The following is a 17,771-nucleotide window of genomic DNA, read 5'->3' as shown; positions in this document are numbered from 1 at the left end:
CTTCAAGTTGTCGCGTATATGCAGCAAATAAAATTCTACATTTAGCGACTCGAATTATGTTGAGGATGTTTTTATTAGATGAAGTTTTATATTTTGTTCAGTTATTCGTTGCACAACATCGATAGGTAATTGATCATCACAAATGATGTCGTGTAATTGATTCAGTGGGCAGACACGAAACATGCCGTACTTACCGAATTTACTACTATCAGAGACCAGCACACAGCGCCGAGCTACATTTAATAATGTTTGTTTTATTTGTACTTTTTCTTCGTGTGGTGTTGAAACCCCATGTTGCAAATCCCAAGAGCTGGTGCTGATAAATGCTACATCGACATTTAACGTCTGTAACATCATCGCGGCAGTATTGCCGACACATGAGTGATTACGTTTATCCACCTGCCCTCCCGTGTGATACAAATTGAGCTGAGACTTAGCCATCAAATACTGCATAATTGAAAAATCATTCGTCACTATGGTTAAGTTGAAACGCTCACCAAGCACTCGAGCTATTTCAAAAGTCGTGGTACCCGCATCGAGATAAACCACTTGCCCATCTTCAACCAACGATGATGCAAATTTGCCGATATCACGCTTACTGAGATGATGTAAGCGCGCCTTTTCACTCCATGGAAGCTCTTGGCGTAATGCATCGTTTAACCTAACACCACCACTAATCGCGACGACCTTCCCTTCTTCTTCCAGCATGTGGATATCACGTCTTACCGTCATATGTGAAACATTCATTAAATCAACCAAATCACTGATCGATGCAGTTTGGTATTCATGAACATAACGGTAAATAAAATCACGACGTTCTGAAGGGATCATAGGTTCTCCTATTTATGACTGTGCTTGTTTCAACCAGCCCAAACCATCTTCTGTGCGACCCACAGGGTGGTATTCACACCCAAGCCAACCTTGGTAACCCATTTCATCTAATTGATTGAAAATCCATGGGTAGTTGACTTCTCCGCTATCAGGTTCATGGCGATATGGGACTGACGCTATCTGGATATGGCTAAATTTACCCCATAAACGCTCAATTGTTTTTAATAAATCACCTTCCATTATTTGGCAGTGATATAAATCTAACTGGATAAATACATTTTCACGTGCAATTTCAGGTAGTAACGCTTCTGCTTGTTTTTGCGTTGTCAGGAAATATCCCGGCATATCACGGGTATTGATGGGTTCAATCAGGATGCGAATACCGTGCTCTGCCATGATATCTGCTGCATATTGAATATTTTTAATAAAACAGGCTTGCTGCTGCTCTGGCGTAAAACGCACATCCAGCTTGCCTGCCATAGCATGAATTTGTTTACAACCTAATGCCTTGGCGTATTTAAGTGCTGTTTGTACACCTTGTGCGAACTCGTCTTCACGACCCGGAATTGATGCCATGCCACGTTCACCAGCTACCCAATCACCTGCTGGCATATTAAATAAGGCTTGTGTTAGGTTATATTTTGCTAATTCTGCGGCAATCGCTTCCGCTGTTTCTTCATAAGGGAACAAGTACTCAACACCAGAGAAACCTGCATTAGCTGCACGTTCAAATCGTTGAATAAAAGCAACTTCGTTAAACATCATACTGAGGTTTGCTGCAAATTTAGCCATTTTTAATTCCTCATTTCTGTGGATAACGACTTTCTAGCTCGTTAACTTGTTCTTGAGTCAATGTAGTAAAACCATGTGGTCGCAAAGTAATATATAAGCGAGCCGTATCTTCAAGTTCTTCAGCATTGAAGAAAGCTTGTCTTAATGTTTTACCGCCAACCACAGGGCCATGATTCGATAACAAAACTGCGTTATGGTTTGATGCAAGCCTTTCTATTTCCTCACCTATGCGGTCATCACCGGGTGGCAAATATTGAACTAATGGTAATTTCCCTACCCGCATCACATAGTAAGGTGTGATCGGCGGTAAGCAGTTAGTGCTATCAAGTCCGGGTAAACAGGATAGCGCAGTCAGCCAAGGCGAATGTAAATGTACAACTGCTCGGCAATCAGGACGTTGTCGGTACATTGCCATATGCATAGAAACTTCTTTCGTTGGCTTATCACCGTCAATCCAGCGACCTTCTTCATCCAACTTACTCAATTTTGCTGGGTCTAAATCACCAAAGCTTGAATTGGTTGGCGTGACAATAATGCTCCCATCGGAAAGTTTGGCACTAATATTTCCCGCACCACCGCTGCTATAACCCCGGTTAAACATTGATTTAGCCCAGTCAGCCAGCTCTTGCCGCAGCGCCTTCTCTTCACTCATTAAACATCTCCTGTGCATACTGGAAGAAATTCTCTTGGCCGAAATTACCCGATTTGAGTGCCAACCAGTGACTGCTTGTTAAATCCTGTACCCATGGAACTCCCGGTGCAATTGGCGCACCTATACTCAATTGCTGGGTTCCAAGGCTTTGAACGACTTTGCCGGATGTCTCACCACCAGCGATAATAAAGGTGTTATAGCCCTGAGCTTGCAATAGTTTCACAACTTCACCAAATACGTTTTCTACTGCGCTACTGGCGAGTTCTGCGCCATAAGTTTCTTGAATCTTTTTCAGAATTTCTGGTGGCTGAGTCGCATATAACAACGGAGCAAGGCCTGTTATTTTCTGCTGTTGAACCCAGTTAGCTAATTGCTGTGCATACTGTGGGTTATGTAAGCACTCCCCCACATCGAGCACTTTTGTAGGCGCGATTTGTTGGTAGTTTTGTACTTGCTTATTCGTCATCACCGAACAGCTACCGGATAAAATAATGGTTTTACGATCATGACCCGATGGTTTTCTACCGCGCCCCGCTCCTGCTCCCCACTCACAACCTGTATCAATATTCGCTAACGCCGCACCAAGGCCAGAACCGCCGGTTAATAGCGGCATACTCTTGACAGCGCTAGCAATAGGTAACAAATCGTCCATCGTCAATGAATCGACGATGACATAACTCACATCTTGCTCTGCTAACGTGGCTAAACGTTGCTCAATAACATCACGACCTAACTGAATATCAGCTAGCCAAATCAATCCCGCTTTTCCCTCGGATTGTTTTTCCATGACACGTAGTAGGTTAGCATCAGTCATTGGTGTTACCGGGTGATGTTGCATACCACTTTCATTCAGTAACTGACCATTAACGAATAAGTGGCCATGAACTACGGTTCTGCCATTGATTGGCAGTGCAGGACAAATCAGTGCCTTCTGAGTACCTAGCTGCTTCATGAGTGCATCGGTGACAGGTCCGATATTGCCTTTTTCAGTAGAATCAAACGTTGAGCAATACTTAAAGAAAATTTGCTCACACTTCGCTTGCTGTTTTAACCAATTGCAGGCATTAACCGATGCATTGATAGCTTCATCCACTGGGCATGAACGGCTTTTTAAGCTAATGACGATGGCATCAACATCTTGAGGCACAACGGTATTTTCATCTGGTTCATTCAATAACTGAACAACGCGCCAGCCGTTTTGTACCATAAATCCAGCGATGTCTGTCGCACCAGTAAAGTCATCGGCGATGACGCCTAATTTCACTGTCATGCTTTTTCTCCGGTAAAGAAATTCCTTTGAAGGTTTTGATCACTGCGCTGTCATCTTGAAGGCAAAATCCTTCATTGCTTGCAGAGATAAATACCTGATGAGCTGTTGCTGGGAATATCATTTTGAAAGGTTAATTTATTCCCTTAGAACCCAAACCAACAACACCGATATTCTTAACAAAATTTTTCATAACAATCCCTGATGTTGTTAATCCTTGTGATTGATGTGAATTCTTACATAACAAATTTCACAAACACATGACTATAATCACATTGCGAATAATATAAAATAGGTACGCTTTGTTATTATGTTATTGATTTTATATCATTTTTTATTTTTGATAACTCACAAATTCATTCACATCACGATGTGATAAAAAATGTGACATATGTACGACTCCTTTTTTCTTATGCTGTAACAATTAAATTTATCTGTATTTACATTCAGTTGAGAATAATTTCGTCATTTTTGATTGACGCCCTGTTGAAATTGACCAAAATAGCCGATTAATTAATTTTGATAGGTTTCTAGAGCCTCTAACAGGGATTAGATTCCACAGTAATAATCAATGAGGAGTCGTTTAATGGGTCTATTTGATCAACTGATCACCATGGTTGCCGGTGACAAAATGAGTCAATTTCAATCTGTCGTTAAATGGATTGAGCAGCAAGGCGGGCTAGTAGGCGTAGCAGATAAATTTAACCAACAAGGTTTAAGTAATATCATTCAGTCATGGATCAGCGACAGTGAAAACTTACCTATCAACGTTAATCAATTAGTTCAGGTATTTGGTAACTTAGATATCCAACAATTGGCACAAAGCGTCGGTTTTGATTCACAAGAAACGGCTGAGTTAATCGCTAAATATCTACCTAAGCTAGTTAATAAAGCCACTCCAGAAGGTGTTATTCCTGAGAATGTCGATTTAACCGCAGTCGGTATGGATATGCTGAAAGAGAAATTGTTTGGATAATTGTACAGTGTGACATGTCACGTTTTGTGACGATAAATCTTTATCGTCACTTTAAATCCTTATATGAAAATATAAAATTTTCACTATATTTCAACTAGTTATTTTTTTCCTTTGCAATTTATAATCTTATTTCATAATTCGATGCAAATAAAATGATTGGAATTATATTTATATGTCAATATTTCACATTAGACTATAAAACGAAAACGGTAAGTCAACCTATTGGCTAACCTACCGCTTTAAGTAATTTAATCTCTAATATTACTTAATTATTAAGCTTGAGATTCACTTCTCAGCTTCTTCGCTGCTTCTACCATGTTAGCTAGCGATTGACGAGTTTCTATCCAGCCTCGAGTTTTCAGACCACAGTCTGGATTGACCCATAGACGCTCAACAGGAACACGGTCTGCTGCTTTTCTCAGTAATGCCACAATCCACTCGACACTTGGCACGTTTGGTGAGTGAATATCATACACACCCGGCCCAATTCCATTTGGGTAATCAAAATCTTCGAATGCATCCAGCAGATCCATATCTGAACGAGAAGTTTCAATGGTAATAACATCCGCATCCAGTGCTGCGATTGAATCCATGATGTCATTGAACTCGCAATAACACATGTGAGTGTGGATCTGAGTATCATCTTCAGCAATAGCAGCACTTAATTTAAACGCATCAACAGCCCAGTCTAAGTATTCGGCCCACTCTTCTTTACGCAGTGGTAAGCCTTCACGTAGTGCTGGCTCATCAATTTGAATGATACCGATCCCTGCTTTTTGTAAATCGTCGACTTCATCACTCAGTGCCAATGCGATTTGCTTCGCAATAGTTTCACGGCTAACATCCTCACGAGGGAATGACCAACATAGAATAGTCACAGGCCCCGTTAACATCCCTTTGACAGGTTTTTCAGTTAAGGATTGCGCATACTTAGCCCACTCAACAGTAATCGCTTCAGGGCGGCTGATATCGCCGATAATGACAGGTGGTTTCACGCAGCGTGAACCATAGCTTTGTACCCAACCATTTTGGGTAAATACATAACCATCAAAGTGCTCACCAAAGTACTCAACCATATCGTTACGTTCAGCTTCGCCATGAACTAACACATCGATATCGAGGAGTTCTTGCTCTTTAATCGCTTGCTTAATATGTTCACTAATACTTGTACGATAATTGATTTTATCCACATTCCCTTTTTTGAAATCAAGACGTAGTGTTCTGATTTCGCTGGTTTGAGGGAAAGAACCAATGGTCGTTGTTGGCCATAAAGGCAAATTGAAACGCTCACGTTGACGCTGTGCACGAGCTGCGTATGGGCTATTACGCTCTGAATCCCCTTTACGAATTGCTCTTAAACGTTGTGCTACTGCGGCATTATTCACCCGTGTTGACGTCTTTCGAGCACGAATAGGTAGGCTGTATTTTTCTAGCTTAGTCACGTAGGCTTCTGTTGGCTCACCGAGTGCTTTTGACAATAGTGCTAACTCATCACATTTTTGTAGCGCAAAAGCAAACCAGCTTTTAACTTCTGCATCTAAACGCGTTTCATCATTCAGATCAATTGGGCTGTGCAATAATGAACAAGATGAACCCACCCACAGTGTACGTTGACCCAACAATGGCTTAACACGAGCAAATTTTTCACCTAAATCCGCTTTCCACACGTTACGACCATTTATAATTCCGAGTGATAATACCCACTCTGGCGGTAATGTTTGATGCAGTTGTTCAATATCATCATGACCCGCAACAACATCAACATGTAGGCCTTGAATAGGTAGTTGTTTTATTAAATCAAGGTGATGACTGATACCATCAAAATAAGTCGTCAGCAGTAATTTAGTTCTATCTGTCAGGGCTTGATATGCAGTTTTATAAGCTTCTTGCCACTCTTTAGGTAAATCAAGAACCAATGCTGGCTCATCAATTTGCACCCATTCAATGCCTTTCTCTGCTAAATGCGCAAGAATTTCTTGATAAACTGGCAGCAAATCATTCAGTAAAGATAAACGATCGAATGATTCACCTTTTACTTTACCTAGCCATAGATAAGTAATCGGACCGATAACTACAGGCTTGATATTATGGCCTAATGCTAATGCTTCATCGACTTCGTCGAACAGTTGTGTCCATGACAGTGAGAATTTTTGGCCCTTTTGAAATTCAGGCACAATGTAGTGATAATTGGTATTAAACCATTTTGTCATTTCACCCGCTGCCGCAGGTTGGCCTGTTGGAGCACGGCCACGAGCTACTCTAAACAGAGTATCTAAATCAATTGAACCATCTTCATTTTGATGGCGTGGTGGCACGTTACCTAACAATAAACTTGTCGTCAAAACTTGGTCATACCAAGCGAAATCACCAACAGGTAATAAATTCACTCCTGCATCTTTTTGCTGCTGCCAATGGCGAGCACGTAATTCACGTCCTGTCTCTAGAAGAGCAGCTTGGTCAATTTTGTCTGCCCAATAATCTTCTTGTGCACGTTTTAACTCTCTTTTCAGACCGATACGAGGAAACCCAAGTGTATGATTTATAACAGACATATTGACCCCTTAAAATATTTAGCCATCTAGATGTTTACACATCCATAATCAACAGGTACTGTATAAAGCACAAGCGCAAATTATTCATCTTCACCGTGAAGGTTTCTCATGATCGAATTAAAACATTTAAAAACATTGCAAGCACTCAGCCAGCACGGATCATTAGCTGCAACAGCAACATACTTGCATCAAACTCAGTCAGCTTTGTCACATCAGTTTAGTGACTTAGAACATCGTTTGGGCTTTAAGCTGTTTGTTCGTAAGAGCCAGCCATTACGCTTTACGCCACAAGGAGAAGTGCTATTACAGCTAGCACAGCAAGTACTACCAATGGTGAAAGATGCTATCCGTGTTTGCCATGAACCCGGCGTATCAGCCCTACGCATCGCTATTGAGTGCCATAGCTGTATTCAGTGGCTAACACCTGCATTGCAGCAATTTAGGCAAACGTGGTCACAAGTCTCTGTTGATTTTAAATCTGGTGTGACCTTTGAACCACAACCTGAATTGCTTTCACGTGAGCTAGATATCGTGATGACATCCGATATTTTGGCGGATCAGGAGATCCATTACACACCAATGTTTGATTATGAAGTGAAGCTGATTTTGGCAAATGATCATCCACTAGCAAAGAAACCTATCATTGAGCCACATGACCTTGCTGATGAAATTTTGATGATTTACCCAGTGCAACGCGATCGATTTGATGTTTGGCGCCATTTCTTGCAACCAGCAGGCGTTTCACCAACAGTCAAAACTGTTGATAATACGTTGATTTTAATTCAGATGGTCGCAGCTAAAATGGGCATTGCAGCATTACCACATTGGGCAGTTGATTCATTTGAAAAGCAAGGTTTGATCACGACAAAAACGTTGGGGAATGGTTTATGGAGCAGGTTGTACGCTGCATGCCGCGAAGGGGAACAGCGCCAACCTGCTATTGAAGCCTTTACAAAAACAGCGACTAATCACGCTGTAGAGAATTTGTCTTACGTGAAGCCGGTAAAAGTATCCAGTACTTATGCACCCACAGAGAAGCAACAATTAAGCTCGCTCCAATGGTAAAACTCACCCAATCAGGATGTTGTTGCCATATGGCGAAGTTAACTAATAAACCCGCTGGAACCATCATGTTATTCATAATAGCAAGGGTTCCGGCGTCTACCTTAGTTGCGCCATAGTTCCACATAAAATAGCCTATACCAGAAGCTGCGACTCCCAACCAAAGCAGGACCCCCCACTGTACATTGGTTGTCGGCAACATAGCCTTATTACCAAAGAGTAACCAGCCAATTAATGCAACTAGCGTGGCACCGATATAGAACCATGAAAAAGCTTGATGCTGTGGAATCGGGTGTATTTCCATCAAGCGTTTATAACCTACCTGCCCCACGGCAAAGAAGATATTCGCCAATTGAACGAACATCAATCCTACCCAGAAAGACTCACTCAAATGATCATACCGAATGATTGCTGCGCCGATGACGGCAAGCAACGAACTGAATAAATACCCCATTCGCAACCGTTGACGCTCTAACAAGTCATAAATCAATGTTACATAAAGTGGAGTTAATACAGTGAATAACAAAAATTCAGCGACTGTCAAATATTGATATGCTTGAAAAACAAACAAATACATAATACCTAGTTGGCATGCGCCGACTAACATATACAGCATAATAACTTTTGCGCTAAACCCTCGCCAACGCAAAAAAGGTAAAAACACCAATGCAGCCAAAGACACCCGAATTAAAACGGATAACCAGCTGTCAACTTGACCTGCAAGGTATTCACCTATCAGACTAAAAGACGCTGCCCAAAGCAGCGTCGTAATAACAAGTAACCACATTATTTGATTATCTCAGTTAATGATCTTTTTCAATCAATACAGCTTCCAATAAATCGAGATCAAGGAGTAAGGATTGCAGCGTTTCATTACTGATTTTACGCGTTGCACGGAGGTGATAAAGTTCTCCACGCTCAGCACGTAAAGCCGTTAACCTGAAACGTCTCTCAAGATCTTCAATCTGTAAATTATGTTCAATCTCATCCTGAGCAACAGTACGTCGCCTCAAGTGCCCTATGACCCTTGATGCCACCTCACTGATATCTTCTTGATCCAATTTTTCATCTACATCAGCAGATAACCGCTCTTCCATCTTGTTCAAGCTGACAATCGCAACTTCTGCCATAGCCGCTTTTGCCATACGTATTTCATTAATATCAGCTTCTTTATCACCTACTTTAAAGTTGCGTAACAACAGTGGTAGAGCAATAACACCAGCGAATATTGAGAATAAAATCACCCCTGCGGCAATAAAAACCAATTGATAACGTGCGGGGAATGGTGAGCCATCTGTTAAAAATAGTGGTACTGAAAGTACACCAGCGAGTGTAATTGTACCGCGTACCCCCGCAAAAGAAGCTAACCAAAGCTCTCGCACTGTATAATTAGCAAACTGTAAGGGTTTTTTCTTTAAAAATAGACGGCTGAACCTTTTCATCAGCCACAACCAACAAAAACGAAGAAACAGTAAGGCAATATAAATAACACCAACTGCCGCAAACAGCATCCAAGTTTCAACACTCGGATCCAATTCGGCTTGAATAACGGTCGTTTCCCAAATACCCGGTAATTGCAGACCAAGCATGATAAACACTAATCCGTTGAAAACAAATTCCAACATCGACCACACACTATCAGCTCGTAACCTCATAGCAAGTGGCGCATTGCGCATAACGCCAGATTTGGTGATAGTCATACCCGAGGCAACGGCCGCTAAAATACCTGAGAAGCCAATATGTTCGGCAATCATGTAGGAGGCAAATGGTAACAGCAACATAAATACGATCTGAGTTGCGGGATCATCCCCTGTCCAACGGCTCATCAAGCGTAATGATTTGCTATACACCCAAGTAACTGCAATACCTGATAATAAGCCCCCCACCGCCACGGTAAAGAACTCAACGGCAACACCAGATACAGAGAACACCATCGTGCCCATTGCAATTGCAACTGCAAATTTTAACGCAACAAGGCCGGAAGCATCATTCATCAATGCTTCACCTTCTAACACGCTCATCATTCGTTTAGGAATACGCCCTTTGCCCACTATAGAAGAAAGCGCAACCGCATCGGTTGGTGATAAAACCGCAGCAAGTGCAAATGCTGCAATCAAAGGGATCCCCGGCATCAACCAATAGATTAAATAGCCAATCCCAACAACTGTCACCAATACCAACACTAATACAAGAATAAAGATTTCTCGTCCGTTTTGAAAAAATTCACGGGTTGGCGTTTTCCATCCATCAGCAAATAACAACGGAGGGATCAATAACACCATAAATAATTCAGGATCAAACGAAACATGCAGCCCGAACTGCGGCCATGCAAGTAATGCACCAATAGCAATTTGAATTAAGGGTAATGGAATACGAATAGGAATGACTTTTGTCACTACCCCAGAAACTGAGACTGCTAAAATTAAGATGAGAATCGTAAAGAAAATTTCCATGTTGCCCTTACTGATTAACTAGACGAACCAAACACAAACATGGCCAGTCGCAGCAGAGTAAGAGTTAGCACGTCAGGCCATGAAATTTTTTTCAGTAAAGCCAGCAACTCGTGAAAACCCATAGGTTTCACTTCATTTACCGCCTTTTTTATCCTAAATAATTCAAGATGCATGCAAGAAATTAATAAAGCTATTGCCACAAAAAATACTTAGAGCCACAATCAACACTGTGGTTCTAGTCTCAAATTTCGATTGTATGCGCAGCCAATGACATCTTGAAATATGATGGATAGATATATTCTATCCCTAACTAACTACTAGACGGGAAAATAATTCAAACTTTAAGATTAATCGCGATAATTTATTAAAGGGGGGGATCAATACCCCCCCTTATAGAGTTATCGTTTTTAGATGGCTAATCCAGAAGCATAAAACGCCACCAGAAGGACAGCAATAATCACGGTACCAATATTCAGTTTACGCCATTCACCCGCAAAAATACGCCCAATGACTAATGCCGCGAAGCCCAACATAATACCGGTAACAATATTACAAGTCAGAACAATAAACACCGCACACAGTAAGCCTGACATTGAATCAACAAGATCATCAAAATTTAATTTAGAAACATTGCTCAACATCAGAAGACCAACATACATCAGTGCAGGTGCAGTAGCATAAGCAGGTACTAAGTATGATAGCGGTGATAAGAACAGAATAAATAAGAACAATACGCCAACAATCACCGCAGTTAAGCCAGTACGACCACCAGTAGCAGTCCCAGCAGCAGACTCAATATAAACTGCGGCTGGTGAGGCACCAATTGCTCCCGCAAAAATACTACTCACAGAGTCGGCTGTTAGCGCCTTGCCTCCATCAATAATTTGCCCGTCTTTATCGAGTAAATTAGCTTGCCCAGCAACAGCACGAATAGTGCCCGTTGCATCAAATACCGCCGTCATAACCAATGCGAGTAAGCTTGGCAAAATAACGGGCTGTAAAGCGCCCATAATATCCATATTGAACATTAAAGATAAACCATCTTCACCGAGTGAAGGTAGTTTAAAGAAACCTTGGTATTTAACTTCTGGGTCGAAAATCAAGCCAATGATTGAAATAGCGATTATCACCAACAATACGCCACCTGGGAAGCGACGTTTTTCTAAGCCAAAAATAACTGCAAGGCCAGCTAATGACATTAAAACAGGAAAAGAGGTAAATTCACCCAGCGTGACAGGTAGACCTGCATTTGGGTTTTTAATCACTAAACCAACGCCACTTGCAGCAATAAGCAGTAAAAATAAACCAATACCAATACCTGTACCGTGGGCGATCCCCATTGGCATGTTACGGAGAATCCAACTGCGGATCCCTGTTATTGAAATAATGGTAAATAAGCACCCCATTAAGAAAACAGCACCCAATGCGACAGGAATACTGATTTGCTGCCCAAGAACTAAGCTAAATGCAGTAAATGCCGTTAATGAAATAGCACAACCAATCGCCATTGGCAGATTAGCCCACAATCCCATTAATAATGAGCCGAAACCAGCCACTAAACAGGTAGCGATAAATACTGCTGTTGGGGGAAAACCAGCTTGCCCTAACATTCCAGGTACGACGATAACGGAATAGACCATCGCCAAAAATGTTGTTAATCCTGCAATAATTTCGCGACGAACGGATGAGCCACGTGCTGAAATTTTAAAGTATTTATCCAATTTACAATTGGTTGAAGCCTGCTGGCCAGACATGGAGTTACCCCTGCTAAACATGACTAAAAGCAACCAACTCCACTAACGAAAACGATTACGTTTTTAAAAATCTTGAAATTATTAAGTCATTTCCTTAATTAACATTAATAACGCAATCGTTTGGCTTTGATGGTGGAGAATGGCACATGATGAAGCGCGCAATTATCAGTCAAAATAGGCGAATTGATCAAGTGTTTTTAAATGAGGTCAATTCACAGACTATTTCCAATCAAGCTTAATTTAAATTTCAGTGATATTCTTCTTTAAAAATAGCGAAAATCGCCAGTAATTTGCTTGATACCTCTATTCTTAACATAAGTTAAATTACATACAAACATTGAGCGAGGACACCTTAGTAAGCATAGATAAATACAGTGATTCAAATTACTCAATTATAGCAAGTCGATCTCATTAAAATAATTTTACATATAAAGATACTTATTTTTGTTTAGTCACAGTTAATAAATAGTTTGCTAAAATTAAATCTTATCTAATTAAGAGAAATATAAATAAGGTAACTTAAGTTATTAATACTTGGATTATATTTACTTTACTTAGAACAAACTTATCATTAAATGTTAAAGCAGAACTTAACAAATCACCAATACAATGATTTAAAAGAAAAAAACAGAACTAATTTAATTAAATTAAACGTTTTATAAAAAACAAACTCGCTGACATATATTAATATGAAAAAAATACATAGTAAATTAACACCTACAGAAAATAATTTATTTATTCTATTTATAGGTTTTTTAATTATCTATCTTTTACCCGGAATATATGGGCACACACCGTGGAAGCAAGATGAAAATTATAGTTTTGGCATTATTCAAACCATGTTTGAGAGTGGAAATTGGTTAATACCCACTAATGCAGGTGAGCCATTTATGGAAAAACCGCCACTGTATTACTGGGTAGCGACTATCATGTCACATTTATTTTCTGATGTAATGCCGCTCTATGATGCAGCGCGTTGTGCTACGTTGTTTTTTTCTATTATTAATTTTTTGTTTTTCCTGCTATTAGCCCGCCGTGCTTTTAACGCAACTAGCTTTGAGGATAAACGTATCTGGATAGCACTCGCTCTCTATGCTTGTTCACCCGGTATTTTGCGGCACAGCCATGATATGTTTACTGATGTGGCACTTATGGCAGGGGCAACCATTGGCTTGTATGGCATTCTAGGGTTAATACAACAACAACAAATTAGAATGTCAGCGCTGTGGTTAGCACTGGGTACAGTGATCACCATGTTATCTAAAGGCGCTTTTGTTCCGGGTGTATTGTGGATTAGCTTACTACTAACCCCTATTTTCCACCCTCAGTGTCGTCAGAAAACTTTTTGGTTCCCAATAATAATGGCCGGCTCCGCCGCTCTCATTTTGATCTTACCTTGGCCAATCCTGCTCTATCACCAACAACCTGAACTCTTTATGGCTTGGCTTTGGGAAAATAATATTGGTCGCTTTTCAGGTTTTTCTGTAGAGAAACTTGGGGCTAAAGCTAACTTAACGCGTATTCCAGCCGCTGTTATCTTTTTTGCCTTACCTTCAGGTATATTGGCGGTAATCTATTTCCTCAAAAAACCATTACAAACACTTCATAGCACTAATGAATATTTACTAGTTATGTTCCCGCTACTCGCTATTATAATTTTGCAAATTTCAGCTACTGGCCGTGCACTCTATTTACTTCCTTTTATTGCTCCGTTCGCCATATTAGGTACACAAACGCTACTCAGTATTCCCGAAAAATCATTACGGTTGTTTTCAAGCTTCGCCACAGTTTTTTGGTCAATATTGATTATATTCCTTTGGGTTTGTTATTTTATCGCGCTTTCAGGCTATACCGAGACTTGGCTTTTCCCTTTTAGCCGCTGGCTACCTATGAACTATCAAATGCCATTTTCTGTTATTGCAATAACCTGTGCCGCTGCTCTAACTATAATCTGGTTTTTACGGAACCGATTATTGAGTACACAAATAGCTGTGCATGCAATACAAAATTGGGCGTTAGGTATGTGTATCGTATGGGGCATTATGTCAACTCTATTCTTAAGTTGGATCGATTACACAAAAGGATTTGAAAGTGTTTTTGTGGATTTAAACAAACAACTTGATGGGCTTTATCATGCAAATGACTGTATGGCATCATACGATATCGGTGAGTCTGAAGCGCCAATGTTGTATTATTACACAAAAATTCTGCATCAACGGCAAAAGTATTTTGCAAAACCACAACAATGTCGCTGGTTGATAGTGTTATCTAAACAAATAGAGCCAGCGCCACAAGGAATGGCATTATTTTGGACAAATCATCGCCCTCTACAGCTCAATGAAAACTTAGTGGTTTATAAAAATATTGAATAAAAAACTTGTCGTTCTGTGCCAGTTAATATTACTGGCACAGAACTTTTTTATGCTTGCCGCATAATTTGAGCGCTAAATTTATTACGGGTAAACCACAGAAATACAGCGGCAACTAAAATAAGTAACACTGGTAATCCAGTTGGTGAAATCGAGGTTGCAATCCCTGCTAATAAAGGCCCTGAAAGGTTACCAATCCCCCATAACATGGCAGCAGCAGCGTTTGCAATAATCAAATCATTACCTCGAAAATATTGGCCAATCTGCACTAGAGCAATTGTATAAATAGCGCCAGCTGTGGCCCCTAACACAAACAACAATATCCAGATAAAAATATGATGCGTGATCATGAAAGGTAATAGGCAACTCACTCCAAGCGTCAAAATACCACAGATGCGATACAATTTTTCACGATTCATATGGTCAGCTAGCCAACCAAATGGCATTTGCATTATTGCATCACCCGCTAAAATAGCGCTAATCATCATCGCAGCGATAGCTTCTGTGTGTCCCATTCCCATTCCATAAATCGGAAATATCGACAAAATGGTGCCATCAAAAAAAGCAAAAAAGAGAATTCCGGCACAAATCCCAGGCGCTACTTTAACAAATTGAATAATCGAGAAGCGAGACTCACTTGCCGTATCAGAAATACGATCACCTACTTTTTGATCCATCACTAAAAATAGCATTACAGAAATTAAGTGGATCAGTGTACAAATAAGTAGAGGCGATTTGTCTTCAACGCCGTAATAAGCAATAAAAGAAGGTCCGAGCAATTGGCTAACCGTAAAAACTGTCGTATAAATGGCTAAAATTCGACCTCGTCGATTTTCAGGACAAAGTTCATTAATCCATGTCTCACCTAAACAAATAAGCACACCACTCGCTAGCCCCGTGATTAAGCGAACTGGAAATAATAACCATAGTGGTAATGAACTAAGCAATGGGAGTAAGCTAATAGCAGAAATAATGGTTGCGATTAACATTGCTTGTCGTTTGCCACACCAATGCACAATACGCCGTACAACAGGGGCAATTAAAAACATTCCTAAAGCAGGCGCAGCAGAAATAACGCCAATATATAATTCACTAATGCCCGCGTTATTTAATCGGAGTGCAACCATGGGAATGCTTAAACCAATAACAATACCAATCACCGCAATGCTGGTGGTAATGGTAAAAATAGCGAAGGATGGAGTACGACGAAGATGTTGTAAACGCTGATTCTCAGAGCTCATTTTGATATTAATTTGCTTTCATACATGAAAGCATCCATTTTAAAATTTATTCAGTAAGGTGGTAGATACCGTTAATAATTAGAATTTTATCTAGGCGATAAGCAAACACATCCCAAAGAGCATAGATAACACTGACTCTGGATATTGAGTGCAAATCAACAATAATGCTTCTTAAAGTATAGCCCGCCTAAAATAAAAGCCTAACGCCACTCAAGATAACCTAAGATGACGAAAGGCGATTGTATCATATTTTATATATTCACTATTAATTGGTTATTTATAAAACAAAAAAATAGCGGTATAGCAAGCCGAGGCCTGAAATAAAAATAACGATATTGATAATTTTTAAAAAAGTTTCGCGCGATATTCTCAATGTAATATGACGACCACCCCAGATCCCCAACAGCATAGCTGGTGAAAAAGCTAGTGCTATCAATAGAATATCTAGATTGACGTAAACCCCCATGACAAGAAATATAATCACACGAGTTAGTGTACTAAAGCCAATCAAAGTCATCTGAGTGATACGGAATTGCTGTTTATCGGCAATACGGCTTGAAAGGTACATGGCATAAATAAAACCACCACTCCCAAATAAGGCACTAAAAATACCGCCAATTAAACTAAAAGGAACAACTAAGATTTTTGAAAAATATGATTGCCCTTTTTTTGAAAAAAAAGAGTGCAACACATAACAAATCACAAAGATACCGAGAAGCAAAACCAGAATATCTGGACGCGTTTTTAGCAGAATGGCAGCACCAATTAAACTTCCAACAACCATTAATGGAATAATCCATTTTATTTCCTGATAATCTGCCTTTTTACCATCTTTAACCAGATTAATTAGTGAAGCGGTTAAATCTATTAGCGCTAAAATAGGTACTATCATATTTAAAGGAAGATACATAGCCAACACAGGGGTAGCTATCAAGGCAGAACCAAAACCAGCCATGCCAAATACTAAGTAAGCAAAAAATAACGTAACAATACAGATAGCCATCTCTAGCGAAAACAAGTCGAACGGCATAATAAAGCCCTTTTAGGGAAGATTTCGCTCACTATAAATTTTTCTCAAAAAATAAAATAGTCCTGTTATTTGTATTTGCAAATTCAGCTTTCCCTATCAAATAAGGTATTTTTAGTAATTTGATTTATCTTCCAAAATATTATGCCTGCCTTGGCTCATTTCTGACATTTCATTGTTATGATGATAGAATTAATAGCATATTTTATTTTTTAGAGATGCCAGATTATGGATAAGAAAATCAACACTAAGATTGGTCAAAAAGTGCGTCTATTAAGGCAAGCTAGACATTTATCATTAAACGAATTAGCACGTTTATCTGGGATCTCAAAAGCTGCGTTGTCTAAATTAGAGTCTGGTGATTCAAACCCTCGTATCGACACATTAGAATCCATTGCGATTGCCCTGCGTTTTCCTTTAAGCGATCTTTTCACTCGCCAACACGAAGCTTATCCCTATTTAGTAAAATCAGAACCACAACAAGGTGATTATTCACAACAGTTTAAGTTTCGCATCAATATGGGCAATATTTCAGAAATTTGGCAGCTCAATATGAAACGAGGAGCAATCATTAATAGCCCTGCTCACATGAATGGTACACGTGAACACATTATGCTACACACTGGCTCATTGATGTTACGGTTAAAAGATAAGCAAACTGTATTATTAGAAGAAGGGGATTTTTATGCTTTTAGTGGTGATGTTCCCCACTCCTATCTCTGCATGGAAGGGGAATTAAATGCCACCGTCGTTATGACCTATTCACATTTAAGTGATGGGATATAACTTCTCACC

Annotated in this window: 14 protein-coding genes; 4 read left to right on the top strand and 10 right to left on the bottom strand. The window is 40.0% G+C overall.

Going from position 1 to position 17,771, the window contains the following annotated elements:
* Positions 1-54: 54 nt before the first annotated feature.
* Genes OOA_RS19245 through otnK form a run of 4 tightly spaced genes read right to left on the bottom strand, consistent with a single transcriptional unit; the run spans position 55 to position 3,545 of the window.
* Positions 55-831 (bottom strand): DeoR/GlpR family DNA-binding transcription regulator, encoded by a 777-nt coding sequence (locus OOA_RS19245; protein ID WP_008913848.1) that lies wholly within the window; start codon positions 829-831, stop codon positions 55-57.
* Between the two features lie 12 nt (positions 832-843).
* Positions 844-1,623 (bottom strand): 2-oxo-tetronate isomerase, encoded by a 780-nt coding sequence (otnI, locus tag OOA_RS19240; protein ID WP_008913847.1) that lies wholly within the window; start codon positions 1,621-1,623, stop codon positions 844-846.
* A 10-nt stretch (positions 1,624-1,633) separates the two neighbouring features.
* Positions 1,634-2,275, bottom strand: coding sequence for a 3-oxo-tetronate 4-phosphate decarboxylase (otnC, locus tag OOA_RS19235; protein ID WP_008913846.1), 642 nt, complete (start codon positions 2,273-2,275; stop codon positions 1,634-1,636).
* Positions 2,268-3,545, bottom strand: a complete 1,278-nt coding sequence (gene otnK, locus OOA_RS19230) for a 3-oxo-tetronate kinase (protein ID WP_008913845.1) — start codon at positions 3,543-3,545, stop codon at positions 2,268-2,270. Before otnK ends, otnC begins: the two co-directional genes overlap by 8 nt.
* A 583-nt stretch (positions 3,546-4,128) precedes the next feature.
* Here otnK and OOA_RS19225 point away from each other — a divergent pair.
* Positions 4,129-4,518, top strand: coding sequence for a YidB family protein (locus OOA_RS19225; protein ID WP_008913844.1), 390 nt, complete (start codon positions 4,129-4,131; stop codon positions 4,516-4,518).
* Positions 4,519-4,790: 272 nt separating this feature from the next.
* Here the strand turns inward: OOA_RS19225 and metE are convergent, their stop codons facing one another.
* A complete protein-coding gene (gene metE, locus OOA_RS19220; RefSeq protein ID WP_008913843.1) occupies positions 4,791-7,070 on the bottom strand; it encodes a 5-methyltetrahydropteroyltriglutamate--homocysteine S-methyltransferase in 2,280 nt (759 codons plus the stop codon).
* A gap of 108 nt (positions 7,071-7,178) precedes the next feature.
* Here metE and metR point away from each other — a divergent pair, with 108 nt between their 5' ends.
* Positions 7,179-8,135 carry an HTH-type transcriptional regulator MetR gene (gene metR / locus OOA_RS19215; protein WP_008913842.1) on the top strand — a complete coding sequence of 319 codons (957 nt, stop codon included), beginning with the start codon at positions 7,179-7,181 and terminating at the stop codon, positions 8,133-8,135.
* Here metR and OOA_RS19210 read toward each other — a convergent pair.
* The 3 genes from OOA_RS19210 to OOA_RS19200 all read right to left on the bottom strand — a co-directional run bounded on the left by OOA_RS19210 (position 8,035) and on the right by OOA_RS19200 (position 12,339).
* Positions 8,035-8,919: a carboxylate/amino acid/amine transporter gene (locus tag OOA_RS19210; protein WP_008913841.1), complete on the bottom strand. Its 885-nt coding sequence runs from the start codon at positions 8,917-8,919 to the stop codon at positions 8,035-8,037. The two genes, metR and OOA_RS19210, sit on opposite strands and share 101 nt — an antisense overlap.
* Before the next feature lie 16 nt (positions 8,920-8,935).
* Entirely contained in the window at positions 8,936-10,585 is a 1,650-nt protein-coding gene (locus OOA_RS19205) for a Na+/H+ antiporter (RefSeq protein ID WP_008913840.1), read from the bottom strand.
* Between the two features lie 407 nt (positions 10,586-10,992).
* Positions 10,993-12,339 (bottom strand): NCS2 family permease, encoded by a 1,347-nt coding sequence (locus tag OOA_RS19200; protein ID WP_008913839.1) that lies wholly within the window; start codon positions 12,337-12,339, stop codon positions 10,993-10,995.
* A 689-nt stretch (positions 12,340-13,028) separates the two neighbouring features.
* On the opposite strand from OOA_RS19200, the gene OOA_RS19195 reads away from it, so the two are divergent.
* Positions 13,029-14,711, top strand: a complete 1,683-nt coding sequence (locus tag OOA_RS19195) for an ArnT family glycosyltransferase (RefSeq protein WP_008913838.1) — start codon at positions 13,029-13,031, stop codon at positions 14,709-14,711.
* 47 nt (positions 14,712-14,758) lie between these two features.
* Here the strand turns inward: OOA_RS19195 and OOA_RS19190 are convergent, their stop codons facing one another.
* On the bottom strand, positions 14,759-15,949 hold the full coding sequence (locus OOA_RS19190) for an MFS transporter (protein WP_008913837.1): 1,191 nt from the start codon (positions 15,947-15,949) through the stop codon (positions 14,759-14,761).
* Positions 15,950-16,226: 277 nt separating this feature from the next.
* A complete protein-coding gene (locus OOA_RS19185) occupies positions 16,227-16,979 on the bottom strand; it encodes a sulfite exporter TauE/SafE family protein (protein WP_008913836.1) in 753 nt (250 codons plus the stop codon).
* Positions 16,980-17,204: 225 nt separating this feature from the next.
* Here OOA_RS19185 and OOA_RS19180 point away from each other — a divergent pair, with 225 nt between their 5' ends.
* A complete protein-coding gene (locus tag OOA_RS19180; RefSeq protein WP_008913835.1) occupies positions 17,205-17,762 on the top strand; it encodes a helix-turn-helix domain-containing protein in 558 nt (185 codons plus the stop codon).
* Positions 17,763-17,771: the final 9 nt, after the last annotated feature.

Origin of the sequence: Providencia burhodogranariea DSM 19968 (genome assembly GCF_000314855.2) — a bacterium.
Lineage (GTDB): Bacteria > Pseudomonadota > Gammaproteobacteria > Enterobacterales > Enterobacteriaceae > Providencia > Providencia burhodogranariea.
The sequence above is the reverse complement of the archived record's forward strand: the minus strand, read 5'-3'. Positions and strand labels throughout refer to the sequence as shown.

What these genes read in the sequence shown, in the direction of transcription:
- OOA_RS19245 (WP_008913848.1), bottom strand. Translation starts at nt 831, where the DNA reads ATGATCCCTTCAGAACGTCGTGATTTTATTTACCGTTATGTTCATGAA.
- otnI (WP_008913847.1), bottom strand. Translation starts at nt 1,623, where the DNA reads ATGGCTAAATTTGCAGCAAACCTCAGTATGATGTTTAACGAAGTTGCT.
- otnC (WP_008913846.1), bottom strand. Translation starts at nt 2,275, where the DNA reads ATGAGTGAAGAGAAGGCGCTGCGGCAAGAGCTGGCTGACTGGGCTAAA.
- otnK (WP_008913845.1), bottom strand. Translation starts at nt 3,545, where the DNA reads ATGACAGTGAAATTAGGCGTCATCGCCGATGACTTTACTGGTGCGACA.
- OOA_RS19225 (WP_008913844.1), top strand. Translation starts at nt 4,129, where the DNA reads ATGGGTCTATTTGATCAACTGATCACCATGGTTGCCGGTGACAAAATG.
- metE (WP_008913843.1), bottom strand. Translation starts at nt 7,070, where the DNA reads ATGTCTGTTATAAATCATACACTTGGGTTTCCTCGTATCGGTCTGAAA.
- metR (WP_008913842.1), top strand. Translation starts at nt 7,179, where the DNA reads ATGATCGAATTAAAACATTTAAAAACATTGCAAGCACTCAGCCAGCAC.
- OOA_RS19210 (WP_008913841.1), bottom strand. Translation starts at nt 8,919, where the DNA reads ATGTGGTTACTTGTTATTACGACGCTGCTTTGGGCAGCGTCTTTTAGT.
- OOA_RS19205 (WP_008913840.1), bottom strand. Translation starts at nt 10,585, where the DNA reads ATGGAAATTTTCTTTACGATTCTCATCTTAATTTTAGCAGTCTCAGTT.
- OOA_RS19200 (WP_008913839.1), bottom strand. Translation starts at nt 12,339, where the DNA reads ATGTCTGGCCAGCAGGCTTCAACCAATTGTAAATTGGATAAATACTTT.
- OOA_RS19195 (WP_008913838.1), top strand. Translation starts at nt 13,029, where the DNA reads ATGAAAAAAATACATAGTAAATTAACACCTACAGAAAATAATTTATTT.
- OOA_RS19190 (WP_008913837.1), bottom strand. Translation starts at nt 15,949, where the DNA reads ATGAGCTCTGAGAATCAGCGTTTACAACATCTTCGTCGTACTCCATCC.
- OOA_RS19185 (WP_008913836.1), bottom strand. Translation starts at nt 16,979, where the DNA reads ATGCCGTTCGACTTGTTTTCGCTAGAGATGGCTATCTGTATTGTTACG.
- OOA_RS19180 (WP_008913835.1), top strand. Translation starts at nt 17,205, where the DNA reads ATGGATAAGAAAATCAACACTAAGATTGGTCAAAAAGTGCGTCTATTA.